Below are 25,916 nucleotides of genomic sequence, written 5' to 3' on the forward strand. Positions count from 1 at the left end.
TTTTTGACTTATTTGTAGAGTATGCAAACCCAAGTTCTTCGCGATCAAACATTAACAAATAAAACTTCTGTGTTTTCGGCTTTTAATCGATTTTGGCAGAATATAAAAGCGATCGCACTGCCTTACTGGTATCCCACAGAATCAGGAAAAAGAGCATTTTCAGACGTTATTCGTGCCTGGGGAATGCTCGCTCTGATGATTTTATTAATTATCGCCATTGTAGGCGTAACCGCCTTTAATAGCTTCGTGAATCGGTATTTAAGCGATGTTCTGATTCAAGATAAAGATTTGACTAAATTTGTTCAGATTTTATCGGTTTATGGCGGTGCCCTGATTTTGGGAACCTTGTTGCTAGGATTTTCTAAATTTATCAGAAAAAAAATAGCTCTTGATTGGTACGAGTGGCTGAATAATCACATTTTAGAAAAATATTTGAGCAATAGTGCGTATTATAAAATCAACTTTAGATCCGATATTGATAACCCAGATCAACGTCTATCCCAAGAAATCGAACCCATTACCAGGATTGCTCTGAGTTTTTCAGCTACTTGTTTGGAAAAAGTGCTGGAAATGACGACTTTTTTAATCATCCTCTGGTCAATTTCCAAATTTGTCGCAGTTATTCTGATTATTTATACGACTATAGGCAATTGTATTGCTATTTATTTAAGTCAAGAAGTAAATAAGATTAATGAAGAGGAACTCAAATTTGAAGCCGAGTACAGTTATTCTCTGACTCATGTACGAAACCACGCTGAATCTATCGCTTTTTTTCATGGAGAAAACCAAGAATCAAATATAGTTTTGCGAAGATTTAGTAAGGTAGTGAAAAATACTAAACGCAAGATTGATTGGGAGAGAATTCAGGACATTTTTAACAGTGGATATCAGGTTGCTATCCAACTATTTCCGTTTGTAGTATTTGGTCCTTCATTTATTAGAGGTGAAATTGATTTTGGAGAAGTTGGGCAAGCCAGTTTAGCTTGCAATCTGTATGCCACTGCACTAGGAACATTAATAGCTGAATTGGCAACTTCCGGACGATTTTCCAGTTACGTTGAGCGTTTAACTGAGTTATCGGATGTGTTAGAAGCTGTCACCAAGGAACCAGAGAATGTAAGTACTATTAAAACAATAGAAGAAAACCGTCTCGCTTTTGAGAATGTCACCTTACAAACACCGAATTATCAGCAGGTAATCGTCGAAGATTTATCACTTTCTGTTCAACCAGGAGAAGGTTTATTGATTGTCGGGCCTAGTGGTCGAGGTAAAAGTTCTCTCCTGAGAGCGATCGCTGGTTTGTGGAACGCGGGAACCGGTCGTTTGGTACGTCCTCCCCTAGAAGAAATCTTATTTTTGCCCCAACGCCCTTATATAATTTTGGGAACTTTGCGCGAACAGTTACTCTATCCCCAAACAAATCGTAAAATGACGGATGCAGAACTCAAAGAAGTATTGCAACAAGTAAACTTGCAAAACTTACTGAGTCGAGTTGATGACTTTGATGCAGAAGAAGTCCCTTGGGAGAATATATTATCTTTGGGAGAGCAACAACGTCTTGCTTTTGCACGACTGTTAGTTACCCGTCCTAGCTTTACTATATTAGATGAAGCAACGAGTGCTTTAGATTTAAAAAATGAAGGTAATTTATATCAACAGTTACAATCAACGAAAACAACTTTTATCAGTGTTGGACACAGGGAGAGTCTGTTTAATTATCATCAATGGGTTCTAGAACTTTCACAAGATTCTAGTTGGCAACTTGTGACCGTAGAGGATTATCGGCTGCAAAAAGTCCAAGAAATGATTACTAATCCTCCTGTAAACTATCAAATTCCAATAGATGTTTCACCACAGAATCAATCACTGAGTCAACCAGAAACAAGCACTATTTTAGGGCTTTCTCATAAGGAAATGCAGATATTAACAGGTACTTCCATTAGCACTATCAGAAGCAAGGCAAGCCTTGGTAAGCCGATTCAAACTAAGGATGGCTTTACTTATTGCTATAACAAAGACCCCAAGGTTTTGAAATGGATCAGAGTTTAGGGTAGGGTTCTGCTGTTAATATCGCATGAGTTTTGCGAAGCGGTACTAGGTATGGCGATCGCTTAAACTATGCTTCATACCTCCATTCAGCAACGCCAGTAAAGGACTTCCAGAAAATAAATTATCCCAAATTGTTTGTACATTTTTCGGGTAGCACAGCTGTGCTACCCTACGATTGAATGTTTTTTTCCTTGGAAATCCCTAAGTAATATTCCCCCTGATTTAGGGAAACTCGATATAATTCTCGCTAAAGACATTCTTCAATGAATATATTTACAAAAGCCAAGTCAGCTTTTGTAACATAATTTTTACAGTTATTAATTATTATTTATTAAGTGTTTTAAATATTTTAATTAATCGCTTAAGTGTCTTAACTGTCTTAACTGTCCACCAAATTAATCACTTAAGTGTCTTAAGTGTCTTAAGTGTCTTAACTGTCCACTTAATTAATCTCTTAACTGTTTTAACTGTCCATTTATTCTTGTTTTACCTGCTATTGCATTTTCTTGATAAAACTGAGATTATTTGAAAGCTTAGGCTAAAGTCTTAGTTTCAAGAATAAGCTAATTTAATCAGAAAATTTATTAAACAGAATTCAGTTGGGTATTGTGACCAAAAAAGCGTCTGAATAACTGGGTTTAAGACCCCCACCAAATTTCAAATTTGGTGGTCAATAAGACAGTAGCGGGTCTGAATGCCCCACGCTCAAGAATTCTGAATTCTGTATTCTGCATTCTTCTTCAACTCTGACTTTAAATAAATATCCTTTAATCAGGAGTACTTATAGTATTACAAAAGTAATATAATTTGTTAATCAATTAACGAAATGTTAATTTCATCAAAAAAAACAAAGAAAAATTTTAATGTAATTAAAATTTTATTCTCTAAATCAGTTAAAATAAAGTGGTTTATTTAAAAGCCATTGAGTGTTAAAGAGATTTTGACTCTCTATTCACCTATTAACTAAATAATCATAATTAAACTCTGAGCAGAGTAAATGTTTGGGATACCATCAATACTTGATTAAAGATTATAAAATAATTATGACGGTATCAAAAAAGCTCTAGTATAATTTGTTAATTACAATAATGATAAGTCAGAGCCATTTTCTTTCTACTGGAGAAAAAATAGGAAAAATGTAGCTCCAGTGACTTGCTGAATCATTAAAAATTTTCCCCCATTATTTTAGTTGTTTATTATTAATATTTTTTCCACATCCTCTAACCACTTATGACACTTAACTTATCTCAAATTGGTGTTCAAATGTCCAGCCTAACAGGTGTTAGAGGGATGATGAAAGACGTTCAAGAAACACTACAAAGCAAGCAAGGACAAGAATTTCTGGTTTTGAGTGCTGGAAATCCCTTGCTTTTGCCAAAAGTTGAGCAGATGTGGCGGGAATGTGACGCAGAACTTTTAGCTAGTTGTGAATATGGTGAAGTAGTTTGTCGTTATGGTTCAAGTCAGGGTTACGTCCCATTTATTCAAGCGATCGCTGCATATTTTAATCGTCGGTATGGACTTTCATTAAGTGAACGCAACATTTTAATTACTCCTGGAAGTCAAATGTTGTATTTTTATGCTGCTAATGCTTTTGGCGGCTACACAAGGGACAAAGAATTAAAGCAAATTGTCTTACCATTGAGTCCTGAATATACAGGTTATGGTGGAATTAGTTTAGCGCCAGAGGCCTTAGTTTCCTATAAACCAACATTAGATATTGATAGCTCTTCTCACAGATTCAAATATCACCCGGACTTCAACAACCTAGTGATTACAGAAAACACTGGTTGCATCATCTTCTCTCGTCCTTGTAACCCTACAGGCAATATTTTATCCAACGATGAAATCAAAAAAATTGTGGCTCTTGCGAGACCATATAATATTCCCGTATTCATAGATTCTGCCTATGGACCACCCTTTCCAGCATTAAATTTTCAGGATATGATACCCGTGTTTGGAGAGAACATAGTACATTGTATGAGCTTTTCCAAAGCGGGTTTGCCAGGAGAGCGAATTGGCGTTGCTATTGGCGACTATAAAATCATTGAAGTTCTAGAATCTTTTCAGACAAATTTATGTATACACCCTTCTCATTATGGGCAAGCGATCGCTGCTCGTGCTATCAACTCTGGTGCCCTTGAATTCGTATCTCAAGAAGTCATCAGACCCTTTTACAAAAATAAGTTTTCTGTCCTCGAAGCCAAACTCGACCAAGTGATGCCCAAAGATTTACCTTGGTTTCTACATCGGTGCGAGGGAGCAATTTATGGTTGGTTGTGGTTCAAAAATTTACCGATCAGTGATTGGGATTTATATGAAAAACTCAAGCATGTGGGTGTAATTGTTGTACCTGGTAGGTTTTTCTTCCCTGGTTTAGAAAAAGACTGGTCACACCAGTATCAATGTATACGTATTAGCCTGACAGCCAGCGATCAAGACATCGAAACTGGTATAGAACGTTTAGCAGAGGTCGTTCAAAATGTTTATCAATCAGCAGTAGTTCCTAGTATTTAGAACTTATCTATTAGGAATTGAAGACTTATGGCTGATGCCAAAATGTGGAGAGATTTTAACTGCAAACCTGGTTTAATCAAACTTTCTTAATTACGGGTTACGAATTATCTTATTTGGAGATGGAGATATGGTAACAAACAACGTATATACCCAATCAGTTCTGACATTTGATGGTCAAGATGATTACATAAGTTTTGGCAGAAAGGATATTGATGGAGTTTTTGCAGAGGGGAGTTCAGCCTTTACAATTTCGGGATGGATCAATCCTCATCAACTCACAAATAAAGCCAGTAGTTACGGGACGCGCAATGTTTTTTTTGCTCGTTCTTCAGATCGATACAGTGATAATTTTGAGTTCGGCATCAGTGAAGATGGGAAACTAGATGTATACATCGATGAGAAGGTTGACAATGTTATCAAAACCTTTGGCGATGGAGAATTAACTGTCGGACAATGGCACTTCTTTGCTATTGTTTTCAGCAAAGGTCAACTGACCATATATCTAGATGACCATGAGTATTTTGGCTATTGCACAGGTGACTCTTTAAACAAAGCAACTAGTGCTGTAACTCTTGGTGCCACTTTACACAACAACATATATTTCACAGGACAACTAGCTAACATTAGTGTTTGGAATTACCCCTGTCCCCCGGTAGAAATCCAGAACCATCGCGATCGCCCTCTGGCTGGTAATGAACAAGGATTAGTAGCCTATTGGCCACTAAACGAAGGAGAAGGAACAACCGTCAAAGATCAGACGGTAAATGCCCATAATGGCACCTTACATGGCAATCCCAGTTGGGATTTAGCAGAAATTCCCTTTGGAATTAAGCAATTATCAAATGAGGGCAAAAAACAAGACCAAACAGCAAGTAGTTCCCAGGAGGTAAACCCTGAAGAAATTGTGGTGGTGGAGTTGGTAAGCGAGGCGATCGCAGTTGATGAAACTACGGGTGAAATCGAGTTGCAGGAAGTGTCTGTTGAAGTTGTCTCCATTGTAGAAACTGATGTCTCCACTGAACCGACACCTGTGAATCCCAAAGGAAAAAAAGGGACAAAAAAACAAAGCGAAAAATCTGCGAACATTCAAACTCTCCAGCCAAAAGAGGCGCAAAGCGAAACTACGGAAACCGAAATTGCAGCCATTATTCAACAGCAAGAACAACCCCAAACATTAACTCAGGAAGAATCGCAAAAAACTATGAATACGACACCTAATCCTAAATATAAAATACTCGCTATTGATGGAGGCGGTATTCGGGGCATTATCCCAGCACTGGTACTAGCAGAAATTGAAAAACGTACACAAAAGCCGATTTCTAGTTTATTCGATTTAATTGCCGGTACTTCTAGCGGAGGAATTCTGGCACTCGGATTAACCAAACCCCGATTAAATTTACAAGCACCTGATAGTCCACCGGCTGCTGAATACAGTGCTGAGGAACTCGCGCAAATATATATCGAATATGGGGCTGAGATATTTTATGAGCCATTCTTTGAACAATTACTTGGTCCACTAGAAGATATATTTGTCCAACCCAAATATTCTTCGGACGGAAGAAAAGAAATTTTGAAGCAATATTTTGGAAACAGCCCTCTAGAAAAAAATCTCAAAGAAGTTTTCGTGACTAGCTATGATATTGAACAGCGAATACCTATATTCTTTACAAATAAAATTGAAAAACAACAAACAGAATCCAGGAAGTTTCGCAAATTGTGCTTAGGTTTTACACTCACAGATGCAGCACTAGCAACTAGCGCAACTCCGACTTATTTTGCTCCATATCAGGTTGGTACTTCCGAGAATCCCAACGGCTTCTATAGTTTAGTCGATGGCGGATTAGTTGCTAATAATCCAGCTAATTTGGCTATTTCTGAGGCGCAAATTAGTAGACAGGAACAAAAAGAAATTCTCAATATAAATGATATCTTGTTAGTTTCCTTGGGTACTGGTTCCCTGACAAGTGTCTACCCTTATAAGGATGTTAAAAACTGGGGACTTTTACAATGGGCAAGACCGCTGTTAAATATTGTACTTGATGGTGGTAGTGAAGTAGTTGCCGGACAATTAGAACGGTTATTTCAAGCTAGTAATCAAGGTACTCAAACATCTTATTATCGTTTTCAAACCTTCCTCACAAGCGAACAGGAAGCAATAGATAACATCAAACTAGAAAATATCCGTCAGCTACAAGGATTAGCCGCTCGAATCATTCAAGAAAGAAATCAAGAAATTGATGAGTTGTGTAGTCTGTTAACAACTTAAATTTCACCTTGACTTTTATCAGGAGTGTGTGAAAAATGGAAACTCTGCCGATCAAAATTTACGATGACACCCTGCGAGATGGAGAACAACAAGCAGGGCTTTTCTTCTCTTACTCAACCAAATATGAACTCGCCCATTTAATTGACAAAACAGGAGTTGATGGGTTTGACATCATGCCCTGCGTCTGTGACGAAGAAGCAAAACTCGCTAAAACATTAGTATCAGAGGGATTCGGTAGTCAGATTTTTGCGGCTACCTTAATGAACAAGCAGTTTATTGATTTAGCAAAGGACTGCGGCATCAATCGTATCGTTTTGATCTATGCTCTTTCCGATCGCTTCCTGTTTTTACGAGATCCTCAGATCCGCCTGATGGACGAGTTTAAAGGAAAAACCATTGATGATAATATCCCAACTAACCTGATTGATAAAATTCGCCAAAATGCTATTGATTTAATCGTCGAAAATTTACGCTATGCCACCACAGTGGCTGGACTGAGAGTAGACTTTGCCGCCGAGGATGCCTCAAGAACTGATTTTGACTTTTTAGTGCAATGTATCCGCTCTTTTAGTCCTTATATTGAAAACTTTATCCTCAGTGATACAGTGGGAATTCTCAGTCCAGAAAAGAGCTATATCTGGATTAATGACCTGCTGCAATCCACTACAGGAGTTGCTTTCGGGGTACACTACCACAATGACATGGGTATGGCTCTGGAAAATACTCTCCAGTCGGTTATGGCTGGAGCGACTTTAGTATCGGGCACCTTCGCCGGTATTGGCGAACGAGCCGGAAATGTTGCCATCGAGCAGGTATTGAATGGCTTGCGAGTCCGCTTCGGAATTGAAGTTAAGGGAATTAACTATGATGCTATAGCCCCTGTGACTGATTACATCGAGCAAATGGGGATTCGTCCCGCCCCTCCTTACTCTCGAACTGCTCAACGCCACGAAACAGGTGTGCATGTCAATTCTTTGTTATCAGACCCCAAAAGCTATGCAGTTTTTCCTCACAGCGCCATAGACGTTGTATTTGGCAAATGGAGTGGAGTGAGTAATTTTCAATATCTATTTGAAAAGCAACTGCAAAATCCTCAACCCAGAGAGCAATACGAGAAAATGCGCTCAACGATTAAATCTCTTGCTACTGAGCAAGAACGCTATTTTACAGCTAACGATGTCTTGGAATTCTGGAAAAATGGGGTTTTTAAGTAATCCATCCTATCGAATCGTCGCCATTCCTGGGGAAGGAATTGGGCCGGAAGTTGTCCAAGCTTCCTTAAAAATTCTGCAACAGGTAGCTGAAATTGAGGGCTTTAGTTTACAGGTAGACTATGGCTGGCTGGGCGCGATCGCCTTTGAGCAGCTGGGTAGTTATTGCCCTCAAGCAACTCTTGAATTGTGCGATGGAGCCGATGGCATTGTATTTGGTGCGGTTACTGAAGGCGGACTATTAGAACTGCGAAAACATTTCGACTTTTTTTGCAATCTGCGCCCGATTCGTAGCGTTAAAAGTTTGCTGGATAAATCCAGCCTGCGACCAGAAAAAGTGCAAGACCTCGATCTTTTGATCGTCCGAGAATTGGTAAGTGGGATTTATTTTGGCCCATCTGGACGTGCTTCAGATGACAAGGGAGCTTATGGTTACCATACCATGCGCTATTACGATGAAGAAATTCGTCGCGTTGCTCGTAAGGCTCTACAGCAAGCCCAACAGCGGCGAGGACTACTCACCGTCGCTCACAAAGAAAACGCCTTGCCTCATCTGCCTTGGACTCGTTTAGTGCAAGAAGAAGCCAAGGAATTTGACGGCGTTGTTGTTGAGTCAATGTTGGTGGATAACTTAGCCATGCAAATGGTTTTAAATCCCCAGCGGTTTGATGTAATTTTGGCGGGCAATTTATTTGGAGATATTCTCAGCGATATTGGCGGTGCCTTAGTTGGTTCCATCGGCTTATTAGGATCGGCTAGTCTGAACGCTGATGGATTTGGTTTATACGAAGCGATTCATGGCACAGCGCCAGACATTGCAGGCAAGGGAATTGCCAATCCCCTGGGAACCCTGGGAGCTTGTATTTTAATGCTTCAGCAATGGGGAGAAGAACGAGCTGCCCAACGAATTATTCAAGGGCAAGAACGAATTTTAGACAAGGGATATCGGACAGCCGATTTGTCCCCCCAAGGAGGAGAAATCTTTGTCAACACTGAAACCTTAGTTGACCTTTTACTGGAAGAACTTTCAGTAGTGCCACATTCGGAATTAGGAGTGATTTATGAGTCCCGCAAATAACGTTTTGCATTTGGGAGATGATATTAATACTGATGATATTATTCCTGCCAATCGGGCAACAACAGACGATCCCGAACACTTAAAACAGTATGCTTTAGAACATATTATTGGCGAAGGCGAACTTTTAAAATACAACGCGATCGCCGCCGGAGAAAATTTCGGCTGTGGTTCCAGTCGAGAAGTTGCTCCCATTGCCCTACAAGCTGCTGGAATTGAAAAGATTCAGGCGCGATCGTTTGCCGAAATTTTTTATCGCAATAGCATTAATATTGGACTTTCCCTGGAAATTTTGGGAGAAAAACAGCAGAATCCAGTGGTAGATGCGATCGCACTTGCAGGCGGGCTAATGTCTTTTAATCAAATGCGTCGTCAGGGGCAAATCACCATTCCTCCCAGCATTACCCCCCCACGACCCATGACTTTAGTTGAAAAACTCCTAGCTAAAGCCTCCGGTAATTCCTACGTCCAACCAGGGGAAGTGGTTTTTGCCCAGGTCGATTTAGCCTTATCCCACGATGCTGTAGCAGGTCCTGTAGCCAAGATATTTTATAAACAGTATGGGGCAGAGGCAAAATTGTGGGACTCCCAACGAGTGGTTTTAGTCGCCGATCACTTTATCCAAGTCAACGACATTCGTGCTGATCATAAAGCCCATATCATGTACGAACAGATGGTTCAATTTGCCCAAGACCAGGGATGCCACTTATTTGATGTCGTTTCCCCAGGTGAAGCTGCCGGCATTTGCCACGTTCTACTACCAGAAAAAGGATTTGTCCGGCCAGGGATGCTGATTGCTGGTACAGATTCTCATACCTGCACCTACGGAGCCTTGGGAGCCTTTTCCACAGGGGTAGGAACCACAGACATGGCTAATATCTATGCAATGGGGGATATGTGGATTCGTGTTCCCCAAACCTTGGTATTTGACTTGTCTGGAACTCTACCGCCTCAAATCAGTGCCAAGGACATTATATTATTTATCTTGGGACAAATTGGCTGTGCTGGCGCTACTAGTAAAGTAATGGAATTTAGGGGGTCAATTATCGCCCAACTGCCCTTTGATGAGCGATTGACTCTAGCGAATATGGCAGTTGAATGTGGCGCGATCTGCGGCTTGATTGTTCCTGATGAGGTGACCCGTGAGTATGTGAAAAACCATAGCTCCCAGGGCTTTGAAGAGATTATTGCTGATGCTGATGCTGAGTACGAAAGAATTTATCAATTTGACCTCAGTAATTTAGAACCCCAAGTTGCACGCCCTCCAAAACCAGATCAAGTAGTGGGCATTAGTCAGTTAGAAGACATTTCCATTACCAAGGCTTTTATTGGCTCTTGTACAGGGGGTAAACTTTATGATTTGGCTCAAGCAGCCGAAGTTTTGAACGGTCGCCAATTGGCAGAAGGCGTCAGCTTATTTATTGTACCTGCCACCGTGGAAATTCGTGAGCAAGCCGAAGAATTAGGCTATCTTGACATTTTTGAAAAAGCAGGGGCACAGATTCTCAAGTCAGGTTGTGGGGCTTGTATCAATGCTGGAATTGGAGTTTTGGCAAAAGAAGAAACAGGAGTTTATGCAACCAATCGCAATTTTAAAGGACGCAGCGGCGATCCAACCGGCAAAAACTATTTGGCATCACCAAGAACGGTGGCTATCTCAGCTGTAAAAGGCAAAATTAGTCATCATCTCGATTGAAAACGGAGCTATAAAATATGAGTGAATAGAGAGAAAGATTCTAAAATCTTAACCCAATCTAAATGCAAGTTACTCTTATTTAGCTTAGTCTAGATTTGGAGATAGGTTTCTTTGTTTACAAAGATTCCAGTTTTCTACCCTTAGTAATGTTTTAACCAAAACGTAAGGATTTTAGGTAATTCCAATGGATGAAATTGTTAAAAAACTTGCCGGTCTAGGTCTTCCTGGCATCTTTCTTGTGATTCTCGCAGCCACATCAGGAGGTAGTTCTGCTGCTGTTGCTGCTGCCATCACAGCCTTGGGAGGTCCCTTTGGTATCGTCGGAGGCATAGCCCTACTTGGTCTAGTAACAGTTGTTGGGGATACTATAGCCGGATATGGTATTGAAGCCATTCTGAAGGCTGTCTATACAGAACGTAGCAAAACCGAATCTCTGAGATTTCTCCTCAAAGAAATTAAAGATCTACCGATTTCGGAAGAGCTAAAACTCAGACTGAAAAATGAACTTAGCCCACAAGCCACTGCTTATACTGAAGTAACTGATGAACCAAGGACAGTTGAAATTGTTGATGAATAATTTTACTGTTTTAAGAGAATTCAGAATTCAGTATTCAGTATTCAGTAGTTAGAATTGGGAAGTCAAACAATTTTGGATTTTAGATTTGCGATTTTGGATTGACTCCGCGCCACTTGCGGTGCGGGGCATTATGATTTTAAATTTTGGATTTTGGATTTGTTCCGCCCATTAGGGGCGGGGCATGTAGCTTGCTTCTGGGTTCGCGTAGGGTTCCGCAGGAAAGGAGTACCGAAATAATCTAAAATCTAAAATCTAAAATCTAAAATTGGCACGGTCAAATACGTTTGAGGCGAGGCTACCAAATTTAGGTTGTGTACTTTACATTCCTGGAAATCGGCTTTAAATTCGGTGACAATTCCAAAACGAATGGCACTAGATATAAAGTTGTATAATTTGGAGTCTCGCCAAATTTAATCTGCTACGAATTAGGCAAATGGTGTACTAAATTAACGTGAATTCGATGGCTTATATAGTGTCCACCTAAAGTTAAGCAATTCTTTTTCTGGAGAATGCTAAAGTAGCAAATTCAAATTGTATTGAGAAAATAAAATGGTCTCTGAGTAGGACTTCACCGAATTAAACTCTCAAAAACCATTATTTAAAATCACCTAATCAAGTGCCTTTAATATAATAATGCACTTTGATTTTTGAACTTATTTGCTTCTGTGATGGAGTAGGTACATAAGTTAGGAAATAGGGAATCAGGGTTTCCAGATTCTAGAGAACTTTTTCAAGAAATTTAGATCATGTTTGAACAATGTATTCATCAGTTATTTGAAAGCCAGGTTGCGCGAACTCCACAAGCAATAGCTGTGGAATATGGCCACGAACAACTGACATACCAAGAATTAAATATTAAAGCTAATCAACTCGCTCATCATTTGCAAAAATTAGGGGTAAGGGCAGAGACCCTGGTAGGAATTTGCGTCGATCGCTCCTTAGAAATGATTGTGGGTTTGTTGGGAATTCTCAAAGCCGGGGGAGCATACGTACCGCTAGATCCCGCCTATCCTACTGAACGATTGCAGTTCATGGTAGAAGATGCTCAAATCTCTATTTTGGTAACGCAAGAAAAATGGTCTAGTTTAATATCTGATTATTCAGGGCAGGTAATTTGTTTAGATAGTCACCAGGACGAGATATTTAACGACAGCAATGCCTACGGCGGGCAAAGCCAACACAATCTCATTAACACAGTCAAACCGAATAATCTAGCTTACGTCATCTACACATCAGGTTCAACTGGAAAACCCAAAGGAGTGATGGTTGAACATCATTCATTGGTGAATTTTATTCAGATGGCGTTGGCTTTGCCGGCCGTAGGCATCGCCCAATACAAAATCTCTGAGTGCGACCGGATTCTTCAGTTCGCCTCCATGAGTTTTGATGTAGCCGCAGAAGAAATATATTCCTGCTTAAGTTGTGGTGCAACTCTAGTGTTACGAACTGAAGAAATGATGAGTTCTGTAGCATCATTTGTACAACAATCTCAAAATTGGCAAATAACTATATGGGATTTACCCACAGCTTACTGGCATTTAATAGTCAATGAATTAGCCACTGGTAAAATAACATTGCCCCAATCATTGCGCTTGGTAATTATTGGCGGAGAAAGGGTACTACCAGAAAAAGTGAAAATGTGGCTCAAATGTGTAGGAAATTTCCCTGAATTGATCAATGCCTACGGCCCCACCGAAGCCACCATTGCAGCTATAAGTTGCTGCTTATCAAATTACACCAAACTAGAAAATACAGAAGTACCTATTGGTAAACCAATGGGGGAAAATATTCAAGTTTATGTGTTGGATCAAAACCTGCAACAAGTTCCAACCCAAGTAACAGGAGAAATACACATCGGAGGTGCTGGACTTGCACGCGGCTATCTCAATCGCCCAGAATTAACAGCAGAAAAATTTATTCAAAATCCCTTTGGCGATTTTGGATTAGGAAACACTAGCGAAAATTTAGAACTACCTGAAATTGATTTAGAAAACAAATTTAATAATCCAAAATCCAAAATTCAAAATTCAAAATTATATAAAACTGGTGATTTAGGAAGATATTTACCAGACGGTAACTTAGAATTTGTAGGACGCATTGACGAGCAGGTAAAATTTAATGGCTTCCGAATTGAATTAGGAGAAATTGAGTCTGTTCTCAATCAACATTGCGAAGTATCTCAAAGCGTAGTCATTATTCGTGAAGATTCCCCTGGAAACAAACGTTTAGTAGCTTATATTGTCCCCCATCAAAAAACGGCGATTGCCCCCACAACTTTTGAAAGCTTCCTGAAAAAAAAGCTACCGAGTTACATGGTGCCAAGCATCTTTGTTTTCTTAGATGCTTTACCCCTCACCCCCAATGACAAAATCGATCGCCAAGCACTTCCTGTTCCTAATCTGCAAAAAACTTTTGTCGCTCCCCGGAATTCACAAGAAGAAGCCCTAGCAGAAATCTGGCGTCAAATTTTTGGATTAGAACAGATTGGTATTGATGATAATTTTTTCCAGTTGGGTGGTCATTCTCTAATCGCCACACAAATTTTGTCTCGCATACGAGATGTTTTTCAAGTTGAACTATCCTTTAAACAACTGTTTGAAAATCCAACTATTGATGACTTAATTAAAGTCATTTTCCACCAACAGCAAATCAAACAGACATTCCCCATAGCTAAAATTCAGCCGATTCCACGAGGGGGTTACTTACCCGTTTCCTTTGCCCAAGAGCGGGTATATTTCATTGAGCAATTAGCACCCTCCATGAGCGCTTACCAATTCCAAGAGAGTTTGCGCTTTCAAGGATATTTGAATATATCTATACTGGAAGAAAGTCTGGGCGAAATTTTGCATCGTCATGAGATTTTTCGCACTACCTTTCCAGCCGTAGAAGGAAAGTTAGTACAATTAATTCATCCTCCTCAACCAGTAAAATTAGAAGTAATTGACCTGCAAAATTTTGCCAAATCTGAACAGGAAGCCGAAGTCGAAAGATTAACAGAGGTGGAAATTCACAAACCTTTTAATATTAGTGAGTTACCCTTAATTCGGTGGACGTTATTAAAATTAAGTGACCACGAACATGTATTAGTTCATGTTGAACATCACATGGTTCATGACGGTTGGTCATTTAATTTATTTTTGCGAGAATTATTAGCACTATATCAAGCCTTTTCTGAAGGTAAACCCTCTCCCCTAGCTGAACCATCACTTCAGTTTGCAGATTTTGCCCATTGGCAAAGACAGTGGGTGTTAACAGAGGAAGCACAAGCCCAGCTAGATTATTGGAAACAAAAATTATCTGGTAGTCCGCCTTTACTGGAATTACCTGGCGTTAGCCCGCGCCCAGTAGAACAAACTTACCAAGGCGGAATGCGGAGAATGGAACTTCCTCTTCATGTCTGCGAAGCCCTAAGAAATATGGGTCGTCAAGAAGGCGTAACCTTATTTATGAGTATGTTTACAGTTTTCGTAACCATGCTCTACCGCTACACCGGACAAGAAGATCTTTGCGTGGGTTCTGGAGTCGCTAACCGTCGTTGGCGAGAGACAGAAGGGTTAATTGGCATGATTGTCAATAACATTGTTCTCCGCACAAATGTTTCCGGAAACCCCACCTTTCGAGAACTTCTGGCTCAAGTGCGTCAAGTCACCCTGGAAGGTTATGCTAACGAAGACTTACCCTTTGATAAGGTGGTAGAGGCACTCAAACCAGAGAGGAATCTCAGCTATAATCCGCTGTTTCAGGTGATGTTTAGCTTCCATGATGCGCTGTTACCCGAATTGCGTTTACCAGGGTTGAGTATTAAACAGCATGAGGCACTCAACAATAAATCAGCCAAATTCGATCTTGATATTGTCGTTATTCCCCGTTCTGAACAACGAGTAGGGCGTAATTCCCAACATGAAGCCCAGGGAATCGAAACAGAGGGCATAACCCTTGTTTGGGAATATAACAGCGATTTATTTGATGCCGCCACCATCGATCGCATGATGGGACAATATCAAACATTGGTAGAAGGAATTGTAGCTAACCCCGATTTACGAATTTCCCAATACCCGCTGTTAACACCAGAACAACAGCAGCAATTATTAGTTGAGTGGAACGCAACAAAAACAACTTATCCCCAAGGGAAATGTATTCATCAGTTAGTTGAAGCACAGGTAGACAAAACTCCTGATGCAGTAGCAGTCATATTTGGGGGGCAAAAACTCACCTATCGGCAATTAAATGAACAAGCTAACCAACTCGCTCATTACCTAAAAACCTTGGGAGTAAAAGCTGATACATTAGTAGGAATTTGCATTGAGCGCTCCTTAGAAATGATAGTGGGACTATTAGGAATTCTCAAAGCGGGGGGTGCTTATGTTCCCCTAGATTCCGCCTATCCAGCCGAACGATTGAGCGAAATAGTAAATGATGCTCAAGTGCCGATTCTGGTAACGATGCAGCAATGGGCAACTGTATCAGCTGAACATTCTTTGGAAATAGTTTGTTTAGATACTCAAAGAGAATTGATTGCCAACCAGAGTAGAGAAAATCCTGACTCTGAAGTAGCAGACAGTAACTTAGCCTATGTTATCTATACATCAGGCTCCACAGGCAAGCCCAAAGGGGTGCTGATTGAACATCATTCATTGGTGAATTTTAGCCAAGCAGCATTGGCTCAATATAAAATGACAGTTGGCGATTGCATTCTCCAATTTGCCTCAATTAGTTTTGATGCCGCCGCCGAAGAAATCTATCCGTGTTTAACTTGTGGTGGCACATTAGTGCTGCGAACCGAAGAAATGTTGCAGTCTGTGTCAGCATTTGTGCAGCAGTCAAAAGATTGGGAATTAACAGTATGGGATTTACCTACAGCTTATTGGCATTTGTTAGTCAGTGAATTAGCCAGTGGCAATTTATTATTACCTGAATCATTAAGACTGGTAATTATTGGTGGAGAACGAGTGCTACCGGAAAAAGTTGCAATCTGGCATCAATTGGTGGGCAATTATCCACAGTTGATTAATAGTTATGGCCCGACTGAAGCCACTGTTGTTGCTACATTATCTGATTTGTCAGAAAATGCCCTCAATCATTCAGAAGTCCCCATTGGTAAACCTATCAATAATGTTCAGGTATATGTGTTAGATAAATACTTGCAACCTGTTCCCATCGGAGTACCAGGGGAACTGCATATTGGTGGTGTGGGTGTGGCACGGGGTTACTTGAACCGTCCAGAATTAACATTAGAAAAATTTATCCTCAATCCCTTTACCGATTTTGGATTGCCGATTTTAGATTTTGGATTAGGAAATACTGGTGAAAATTTAGAATCTTCCCAACCTCTTGAATTAGAAAATCAATCCAATAATCCAAAATCCAAAATCCAAAATCCAAAATTATATAAGACTGGCGATTTAGTCCGTTATCTACCTGATGGCAATTTGGAATACTTGGGGCGAATTGATTCTCAAGTGAAGATTCGCGGTTTTCGCATTGAACTTGGCGAAATTGAAACAGTTTTAAATCAACATCCCCAGGTAGCTCAAGCTGTTGTTATTGCCCGTGAAGACATTCCTGGCAATCAACGTCTCGTCGCCTACGTGGTTGGAAATCAAATCCAAATTGATGATATCCGCCAATTCCTCAAACAGAAGTTACCACCCTACATGGTTCCTTCTGCCTTTATCTTATTGGATCGTCTACCGATGACTCCCAATGGGAAAGTAGACTATCGTGCTTTACCTGCCCCAGATACTTCCCAGAGAAATTCAGAGGTTGAGTTTGTTCTTCCTCGGACTTTTGCAGAAGAAAAATTAGCTGCAATTTGGGCTGAAGTTTTGAGACGCTCAAATGTCAGCATTCACGACAATTTCTTTGAGTTGGGTGGCGATTCAATTATCAGCATTCAGATGATTTCTAGAGCCAATCAAGTCGGATTACATCTGACTCCCAAACAACTTTTTCAACATCAAACAATTGCAGAGTTAGCCACCGTTGTTGGTACAACCAGTCAAATCAAAGCCAATCAAGGATTAGTCACAGGTTCAGTACCGCTAACGCCTATCCAGCATTGGTTTTTCCAGCAAAATTTACCTGATGCTGACTACTTTAATCAGTCAGCAATGCTTGTGATTCCATCGGGGACAAAACCGGAGTTATTAAAACAAGCCGTGCAAGAATTATTATGGCATCATGATGCGTTGCGATCGTGCTTTGCACGTCTCCCCTTGGGAGAATCGCAGTTCATCCGAGAAAGCATTCCTCCGCAACAAATTCATCATCCGCCCCAAGAAACAGTACCTTTCACCATTGTTGATTTATCGGAACTTTCTCCCCAAGCACAACAAACTGCGATGCAGACAAAAGATGCCCAACTTCAAGCCAGCCTGAATTTATCATCAGGAGAAATTGTCCAAGTCGCCTTGTTCAACCTGGGGATAAATCAACCAAATCAACTACTATTTGTTATCCATCACCTAGCCGTAGATGGTATCTCATGGCGAATTTTACTCGAAGACTTGGCAACAGCTTATCAGCAGCTAAATCGTGCTGAAGCAATCAAATTGCCTGCTAAAACTACTTCTTTTCAAGAATGGGCAAATCGGTTACAAGAATACAGTAAATCAGAAATTATTGCCAAAGAAATTGATTATTGGCTATCTCCGTTTCAGGGCGATATTGCTCCTTTGCCGATAGATTATCCATCAGGTATAAAAGATAATACCTTAACCTCAACTCATTCTTTTACCCTGTTTTTAAATGAGGATGAAACCCGCGCTTTGTTGCAAGATGTCCCCTCTGCTTACAACACACAAATTAACGATATTTTGCTGACTGCTTTAGTACAAAGTTTCAGTCAATGGACAGGGCAAAAATCCTTAATTGTTGATTTAGAGGGACATGGAAGAGAAGACTTATTTGAAGATGTAGATTTGTCGCGTACTGTAGGCTGGTTTACTACTTTATTCCCTGTGGAATTAAAAGTGAGTTCTGTTCACGATTTACCAGCAACTTTAAAATTAGTTAAAGAACAACTGCGCCGCCTTCCTAAACACGGTATCGGTTATGGGATCTTGCGATATTTACATCCAAATCCAGCAGTTAAAAATAAATTCCAGAGTTTAGCGCCAGCAGAAGTCAGTTTTAATTATTTAGGTCAATTTGACCAAGTTTTGTCTGCATCTGGAATGTTGGGAACTGTAAAAGAGTGGAAATCAGAGCATAGTAAGCGCGGAAATCGTAATCATTTATTGGCAATCAGTGGATTAATTCACTCAGGAAAGCTAGAAATAGACTTTGCTTACAGTGACAAAATTCACAAAATAGATACCATCGAAAGATTGGCTTTTGGATTCATGGAGGCATTAAGAACTCTGATTACTCACTGTCAATCAAAAGAGTCCCAAGACTATACTCCTTCTGACTTTTCTGCTGCCAAAATTAATCAACAACAACTGGATAAATTCATCGCTAAAATTAACAAAAATAAAACCAAATCGTGAATTATAAGGCTATAAAATTACGAACCACAGAGGCGCAAAGGTCGCAGAAAATAAGAAAAACTCAATATTTCTCAAAACTCTCCTCTCTGCGCCTCCGCGTGAAATAAATATTCACAACCAAAATAGGATAACTTTAGTACTTGATTACCTGAGTAAAAAATTTAAATTTAATTTATGCATAAAATCGTGATTGGCTCTACTGATTCTGTTGATAATTTTTCTGCTTTAACTGAGCAAGAACGACATAAAATATTGTTGGAATGGAATGATACAACGGTAGATTATCCTAAAGATTTGTGCATACATCAGTTATTTGAAGCACAGGTGAAAAAAACTCCAGACAATATTGCTGTTGTCTTCAATGAGCAGAAACTTACTTATCAACAATTGAACCATCAAGCCAATCAACTTGCACATTATCTGCAATCTTTGGGTGTAGGGGCAGAAGTTTTAGTCGGGATTTGCGTAGAGCGCTCTTTGGAAATGGTAGTGGGAATGCTGGGTATTCTCAAAGCAGGTGGAGCTTATGTACCGCTAGATCCAACATATCCCGAAGAACGTCTGAGCTTTATGCTGGCAGATTCTCAAGTGCAGGTGTTATTAACTCAGCAAAAGTTGGTTGCAGGGTTTAATGCAAGTGAGGCAAAGCTAGTTTGTCTGGATACTGATTGGGAATTGATTAACCAACACAGCCAAGAGAATCTCACTAGCAACGTCACGTCTGAAAACCTGGTTTATGTCATCTATACCTCTGGTTCTACGGGAACACCAAAGGGAGTAGCTGTACCCCATCGGGCTGTGAATCGGCTAGTATGCAATACTAACTACGTGCAGTTGACAGCTGAGGATTGCGTTGCTCAAGCCTCAAATGCTTCCTTTGACGCAGCTACATTTGAAATCTGGGGTTCTCTCATCCACGGGGCTAAGTTGGTAGTCATTCCTCAGAATGTTGTGCTTTCACCCCAGCATTTCGCAGCCTGCATCCGCGAACAAGGAATTAGTATATTATTCTTGACCACAGCCTTATTTAATCAGTTAGCGAGCATTGTTCCCCAGGCATTTAAAGATTTGCGATACTTGCTATTTGGAGGCGAGGCTGTAGATCCTAAGTCCGTGAAAGCGGTTTTAACGAACGGATCGCCACAACGATTGTTGCATGTTTATGGCCCGACTGAGAATACAACATTCTCTTGTTGGTATTTAGTTGAGGACGTTGCAGAAGGGGCAATAAATTTGTCCATTGGTCGTCCAATTTCCAATACACAAATCTACATACTGGACTCCCGACTGCAACCAGTTCCCGTTGGTACTCCCGGAGAATTATATATCGGCGGCGATGGCTTGGCACGAGGCTACTTAAACCGTCCAGAGTTAACTGAGGAAAAATTCATTCCCAATCCCTTTAAAAGAGGCAGGGGGGCAGAGGAGCAGGGGAGCAGAGGAACAGAAATTCTTCCTAATTCCCAATCCCCAGTCCCCAGTCCCCAATCCCCAGTCCCCAATCCCCGCCTTTACAAAACTGGGGATTTAGCCCGTTATCTACCAGATGGCAACATTGAGTTTCTGGGGCGAGTCGATAATCAGGTGAAGATTCGCGGTTTTCGCATTGAATTAGGAGAAATTGAGGCGCTTTTGAGTCTACACCCGGATGTACAGCAGGTAGTGGTCATCGCTCGTGAAGACATCCCCGGTGATAAGCGGCTTGTTGCCTATATTGTCTTGAATCAAAAGCTTGAGACGATGCCTGCGGCGGGCTGCGCCTACGCCACTACCCTCAAATGCTTCCTCCAAGAAAAGCTGCCCCACTATATGGTGCCAGCAATATTTATTTTTTTAGACTCCTTGCCCCTGACGCCCAACGGGAAAGTCGATCGCCAGCATCTTCCCGCCCCCGATCGCACACGCCCCGATTTAGCAGAAACCTTTGTCGCTCCTCGTAACCCAATTGAAGAAAAACTAGCTCTCATTTGGGCTGAGTTACTGGGACTTGAGCAAATTGGAGTTAATGATAATTTTTTCCAGTTGGGTGGTCATTCCCTCATCGCCACTCAAATCCTTTCTCGCGTGCGCGAAGTTTCCAGCGTGGAGTTGTCGTTTCACCACATCTTTGAAAACCCTACGGTAGCGGGACTAGCTGGGGTAATCGAAAAGTGCAGTTTTCAACAAGAGCGATCGCAGCGTCCTGCCATCCAACGAATTGCCCGTGAAGGACTCTTACCAGTCTCCTTTGCCCAAGAGCGAGTCTACTTTATCCAGCAATTGGCACCTGAAAATAGCGCCTATCAATTCCAAGCAACTATGCGATTTCAGGGTCGGCTTGATGTGGCAATTTTACAACAGTGCCTCGATGAAATTGTGCAACGGCATGAAATCTTTCGCACAACTTATCCGGCGGTAAATGGGCAGCTATTTCAGGTAATCAACCCACACCAACCAATTAGCTTTAGTGCGATCGACCTGGAATCATTCGCTGAATCTGACCGTGAAACTGAGGCTCAAAAGCTAGTTGAACTAGAAGTGCAAAAGCCGCTTGACATTAATCAATTACCCTTAGTTAGGTGGGTTTTGTTGAAGTTAAGTCACCAAGAACATTTGTTGCTCCACATTGAGCATCACATGGTTCATGATGGTTGGTCATTCAACGTCTTTCTGGCTGAGTTGGTGGAACTTTATCAAGCCTTCTGTTTGGGTAATCCTTCTCCCCTAACTGAGCCAGTTTGGCAATTTGTGGACTTTGCCCATTGGCAGCGACAGTGGGTAAAAAGCCAGTCAGCCCAAGCTCAATTAAACTATTGGCAACAGAAACTATCCGGCAGTTCACCGCTGTTAGAATTACCCTATGACCGCCCGCGACCACCAGAGCAAACTTACAATGGCGATCAAATCAGGGTAGAACTGCCCATCGACTTGTGTGAATCCTTAAGAATTCTCAGCCGTCAAGAAGGTGTCACCTTATTTATGACGATGCTGGCAGTTTTTCTGGTCATGTTGCATCGCTACACTGGGCAAGACGACATTACCATCGGCACTGCTGTTGCCAATCGGCGGATGCATGAAATAGAGAAGTTAATTGGCATGATTGTCAATAACTTGGTTTTACGCACCGATTTGTCAGGTAATCCCACATTTCGGGAGTTACTTGACCGAGTGCGTCAAGTGACGATGGAAGCTTATGCTAACGAAGACCTACCCTTCGATAAGGTGGTGGAAGTTCTCAAGCCAATACGCAACCTCAGCCACAATCCTCTGTTTCAAGTGATGTTCAGCTTCCATGATTCATCCATGCCAGACTTGAATCTCCCAGGCTTGGACATCAGTTTGCATGAACCTATCAGCAACAAATCCTCAAAGTTCGATTTGGATTTCCTGGTCATACCGCGTTCTGAACAACGGGTGCAAAACGGTTCCAAAACAAAAGCTAAGGGAATCACCCTCGTCTTAGAATACAACAGCGACCTCTTCGATGCTGCCACCGTTCAACGGATGTTAGAAGAGTATGAAAATTTACTCCATAGCATTATTACCAACTCAGAGCAGCGAGTTTCAGAATTACCCCTGTTGACCGTAAATCAACAGCAGTTGCTAAAGTCATGGAATAAAACTCAGCGTGATTATACTTACAAAAAGTGTATTCATAAATTATTTGAAACTCAGGTAGAATTAAAGCCAGATGCGATCGCTCTAAAGCAAGATGGTCAAAAATTAACTTACCGTGAATTGAGCGATCGCGCCAATCAACTAGCCCACTATCTACAAAGTTTGGGAGTCAAGCCAGAAACCCTTGTCGGTATTTGCGTTGAACGTTCCTTAGAGATGATTGTCGGCTTACTCGGTATTCTGAAAGCTGGTGGTGCTTATGTTCCCCTTGATCCTGCTTATCCAAAAGAGCGATTAACTGATATTCAACAAGATACGCAACTGAGAATTCTGCTGACTCAAGAAAGATTCCAAGACAAATTGCCAGATTATCCCGCAAAAACAATCTGTTTAGATAAAGACTGGCCAGCGATCGCTCAACATAGTACGCGACAACCCATTAGTCAGGTTGAACTTCATAACCTCGCTTACATGATTTATACATCTGGTTCTACGGGTAAACCGAAAGGGGTGATGGTTGAACATCGGTCATTGTTGAATTTTGCGATCGCCGCCATTGATGAATATGGAATCAATGCCAGCGATCGAATTCTGCAATTTGCCTCTATTTGTTTTGATACATCTATTGAAGAAATCTTTCCTTGTCTGGCGGCTGGTGCAACATTAGTGCTGCGAACCGAAGAAATGCTGCACTCAAGTGATGAATTTTGGCGGTGTTGCCAACAATGGCAGTTAACTGTTTTGGATTTACCTACAGCTTATTGGCATCAGTTGGTGGCAGAACTCACCCCTGATGACTCCCGAATTCCTGAAAATCTGAGAACTGTGATTATTGGGGGAGAAGAAGCTCAACTAGAAAAAGTCAAGCGTTGGCACAGTAGTGTGGCTCATTTGCCCAATCCCCCGCAATTATTTAATAGTTACGGGCCAACAGAAGCAACAGTTATTACCACTTTACACCGCTTAAATTCCTCAGATACTTCCGGCGTTGCCATCGGGCGACCCATCAGCAATGCTCAAGTTTATATCCTAGATCGATATCTGCAACCAGTACCCATAGGAGTTCCTGGGGAACTGCACATTGGCGGAGCAGGTTTAGCCAGAGGATATTGGCAACGCCCTGAATTGACGACTGAGAAATTTATCGAGAATCCCTTGAGCAATTTTGGATTTTCGATTGCCGATTTTGGATTAAGTGGCGATCGCAAAGAAACAAAAACTGTGGACATCACTCAGACAGTTAATAATCCAAAATCCAAAATCCAAAATCCAAAATTATATAAAACAGGAGACTTGGCACGATTTCGCCCAGATGGCAACCTAGAATATCTCGGTCGAGTTGACGATCAGGTGAAGATTCGCGGTTTCCGCATCGAGTTGGGAGAAATCGAGACGGTGTTGAATCAACATCCCCAGGTGTTTCAAGCGGTTGCGATCGCCCGTGAAGATATTCCTGGGCAAAAACGCCTTGTGGCTTATGTTGTCCCTAAGGTAGGGGCAGGGGCGCACAGCTGTGCGCCCCTACGGGATTTCCTCAAGGGAAAACTGCCTAATTATATGGTGCCTTCGGCTTTTGTGCTGCTAGAAACACTGCCCATGACACCCAATGGCAAAGTAGACTACCGCGCCCTACCAGTCCCCGAATTTACCCGCAGTCCAGAAGATAACTTTGTAACTCCAAGCACCCCGACAGAAGAGAAATTAGCGGCCATTTGGTCAGAAATTTTAAGATTAGAAAAAGTCAGTATCCACGATAACTTCTTTGAACTAGGCGGAGACTCGATTCTCAGCATTCAAGTAATTTCCCGTGCTAATCAGGCAGGTATCCAAATTGCCCCCAAACAGTTATTTCAGCACCAAACCATTGCTGAGTTAGCTGCTGTAGCAGGCATCACTCGCTCCATCAAAGCCGAACAAGGGTTAGTAACTGGTGCGGTGCCGCTGACACCCATTCAACAATGGTTTTTTGAGCAGCAATTACCCGAAGTTCATTACTTTAACCAGTCAGCACTGGTGGAAGTGCCGCCAGATTTGAAAGCAGAGTTATTACAGAAAATTGTGCAACAATTGCTACTGCACCACGATGCTTTGCGTCTGCGGTTTGTACAAGAAGGGGAAAACTGGCAGCAAATTAACGCCGCCGAGGAAATTGTGTCATTTAGGACGATGGATTTGTCACACTTGCCAATAGAAGAACAGCAAACAGCCATCAAAGCTGCCGATACTGAACTTCAGGCTAGTTTAAACTTATCCACCGGACCGATCGCACGAGTAGCACTGTTTCAATTAGGCAAAGATCGACCAGGTAGGTTACTGTTCATCATCCATCATTTAGCAGTAGATGGCATCTCCTGGCGGATTTTACTAGAAGACTTGGCTAGTGGTTACCAACAAATCAGTCGGGGCGAAGGAATTAAACTACCAGCCAAGACAACTTCGTTTCAATATTGGAGCGATCGCCTTTTAGAATATGGACAATCAGAGGCGATGGCATCTGAGTTAGATTACTGGCTGGGTGAGCAAGAAAAACAAGTTACTCCTTTGCCAGTAGACTATCCTGGCAGTCAAGAAGATAACACCATAGCTTCAACTGCTTCCGTGTCACTTTCTTTAACTGAAGAACAGACCCGCGCCCTCTTGCAGGATATACCCTCTGTCTACAACACTCAAATTAACGATGTGCTGTTGACTGCCTTAGCGCAAACCTTTGCCCAATGGACAGGAGAACATTCCTTGCTAGTTGACCTTGAAGGTCATGGACGAGAAGACTTGTTTGACGATGTGGATTTGTCCCGTACCGTCGGCTGGTTTACCACCTTATTCCCCGTTCATTTACAGCTAGAACAAATTGACCATCCAGCAGAGGCTTTAAAGTCAGTCAAAGAACAACTGCGCCGCATCCCCAACCGAGGCATCGGCTACGGCGTATTGCGATATCTGCGACAAATTCAAGAACATCGAAACGCACACAATCCCTTATCAAATCTTTCCCCGCATCCTCTTCCCTCTCAGCCACAAGTCAGTTTTAACTACCTTGGTCAATTCGATCGGGTACTTGGAGCATCTGCGGTATTGGGTTTAGCTCAAGAATTCAAAGCCCAACAGAGTTTACTTCAGAAGCGCAGCCATCTGCTAGGGGTAAGCGGATTCATTCGCGCAGGAAAACTGGAAATGACTTGGGCTTACAGCGAGAAAGTCCACAAACGAGACACCCTTGAACACTTGGCTTTTGGATTTATGGAGGCATTAAAAACCCTAATTACCCACTGTCAATCCCCTGATGCTGGAGGTCATACACCTTCCGACTTCTCAGCAGCCAGACTCAGCCAAAAACAGCTAGATAAATTCCTAGCCAAAATCAACAAACACAAAAGTCATTAGTCATTAGTTATTCCCCAGTCCCCATTCCCCAGTCCCCACTCCCCAGTCCCCAGTCCC

At 41.6% G+C, this 25,916-nt stretch carries 9 protein-coding genes; all 9 read left to right on the plus strand.

Features of this window, described 5'->3' with window-relative positions; genetic code table 11:
• The first annotated feature begins 21 nt into the window (after nucleotides 1-21).
• Nucleotides 22-2,049, plus strand: a complete 2,028-nt coding sequence (locus tag IQ276_RS29400; protein ID WP_235116075.1) for an ABC transporter ATP-binding protein/permease — start codon at nucleotides 22-24, stop codon at nucleotides 2,047-2,049.
• Between the two features lie 1,230 nt (nucleotides 2,050-3,279).
• Complete coding sequence (locus IQ276_RS29405) at nucleotides 3,280-4,566, plus strand: valine--pyruvate transaminase (RefSeq protein ID WP_193914189.1); 1,287 nt, start codon at nucleotides 3,280-3,282, stop codon at nucleotides 4,564-4,566.
• Nucleotides 4,567-4,693: 127 nt separating this feature from the next.
• The gene (locus tag IQ276_RS29410) at nucleotides 4,694-6,832 is read left to right on the plus strand and encodes a patatin-like phospholipase family protein (protein ID WP_193914191.1); all 2,139 of its coding nucleotides are present in this window, start codon (nucleotides 4,694-4,696) and stop codon (nucleotides 6,830-6,832) included.
• Between the two features lie 35 nt (nucleotides 6,833-6,867).
• Nucleotides 6,868-8,046, plus strand: coding sequence for a hydroxymethylglutaryl-CoA lyase-like TIM-barrel protein (locus IQ276_RS29415; RefSeq protein ID WP_193914193.1), 1,179 nt, complete (start codon nucleotides 6,868-6,870; stop codon nucleotides 8,044-8,046).
• The gene (locus tag IQ276_RS29420; RefSeq protein WP_193914195.1) at nucleotides 8,030-9,121 is read left to right on the plus strand and encodes an isocitrate/isopropylmalate dehydrogenase family protein; all 1,092 of its coding nucleotides are present in this window, start codon (nucleotides 8,030-8,032) and stop codon (nucleotides 9,119-9,121) included. Before IQ276_RS29415 ends, IQ276_RS29420 begins: the two co-directional genes overlap by 17 nt.
• Entirely contained in the window at nucleotides 9,105-10,814 is a 1,710-nt protein-coding gene (locus IQ276_RS29430; RefSeq protein ID WP_190881690.1) for an aconitase/3-isopropylmalate dehydratase large subunit family protein, read from the plus strand. Before IQ276_RS29420 ends, IQ276_RS29430 begins: the two co-directional genes overlap by 17 nt.
• Before the next feature lie 184 nt (nucleotides 10,815-10,998).
• Nucleotides 10,999-11,391 carry a hypothetical protein gene (locus tag IQ276_RS29435; protein WP_193914197.1) on the plus strand — a complete coding sequence of 131 codons (393 nt, stop codon included), beginning with the start codon at nucleotides 10,999-11,001 and terminating at the stop codon, nucleotides 11,389-11,391.
• Between the two features lie 746 nt (nucleotides 11,392-12,137).
• Nucleotides 12,138-18,881 (plus strand): non-ribosomal peptide synthetase, encoded by a 6,744-nt coding sequence (locus IQ276_RS29440; RefSeq protein WP_193914199.1) that lies wholly within the window; start codon nucleotides 12,138-12,140, stop codon nucleotides 18,879-18,881.
• 174 nt (nucleotides 18,882-19,055) lie between these two features.
• Nucleotides 19,056-25,859 carry a non-ribosomal peptide synthetase gene (locus tag IQ276_RS29445; protein ID WP_235116076.1) on the plus strand — a complete coding sequence of 2,268 codons (6,804 nt, stop codon included), beginning with the start codon at nucleotides 19,056-19,058 and terminating at the stop codon, nucleotides 25,857-25,859.
• Nucleotides 25,860-25,916 lie beyond the last annotated feature (57 nt).

It is taken from the genome of Desmonostoc muscorum LEGE 12446 (genome assembly GCF_015207005.2).
GTDB classification, from domain to species: domain Bacteria; phylum Cyanobacteriota; class Cyanobacteriia; order Cyanobacteriales; family Nostocaceae; genus Nostoc; species Nostoc muscorum.

Bases quoted from the DNA above. Each gene is read 5' to 3' on its own strand.
- IQ276_RS29400 (WP_235116075.1), top strand. From the start codon at position 22: ATGCAAACCCAAGTTCTTCGCGATCAAACATTAACAAATAAAACTTCT.
- IQ276_RS29405 (WP_193914189.1), top strand. From the start codon at position 3,280: ATGACACTTAACTTATCTCAAATTGGTGTTCAAATGTCCAGCCTAACA.
- IQ276_RS29440 (WP_193914199.1), top strand. From the start codon at position 12,138: ATGTTTGAACAATGTATTCATCAGTTATTTGAAAGCCAGGTTGCGCGA.
- IQ276_RS29435 (WP_193914197.1), top strand. From the start codon at position 10,999: ATGGATGAAATTGTTAAAAAACTTGCCGGTCTAGGTCTTCCTGGCATC.
- IQ276_RS29445 (WP_235116076.1), top strand. From the start codon at position 19,056: ATGCATAAAATCGTGATTGGCTCTACTGATTCTGTTGATAATTTTTCT.
- IQ276_RS29420 (WP_193914195.1), top strand. From the start codon at position 8,030: ATGGGGTTTTTAAGTAATCCATCCTATCGAATCGTCGCCATTCCTGGG.
- IQ276_RS29415 (WP_193914193.1), top strand. From the start codon at position 6,868: ATGGAAACTCTGCCGATCAAAATTTACGATGACACCCTGCGAGATGGA.
- IQ276_RS29410 (WP_193914191.1), top strand. From the start codon at position 4,694: ATGGTAACAAACAACGTATATACCCAATCAGTTCTGACATTTGATGGT.
- IQ276_RS29430 (WP_190881690.1), top strand. From the start codon at position 9,105: ATGAGTCCCGCAAATAACGTTTTGCATTTGGGAGATGATATTAATACT.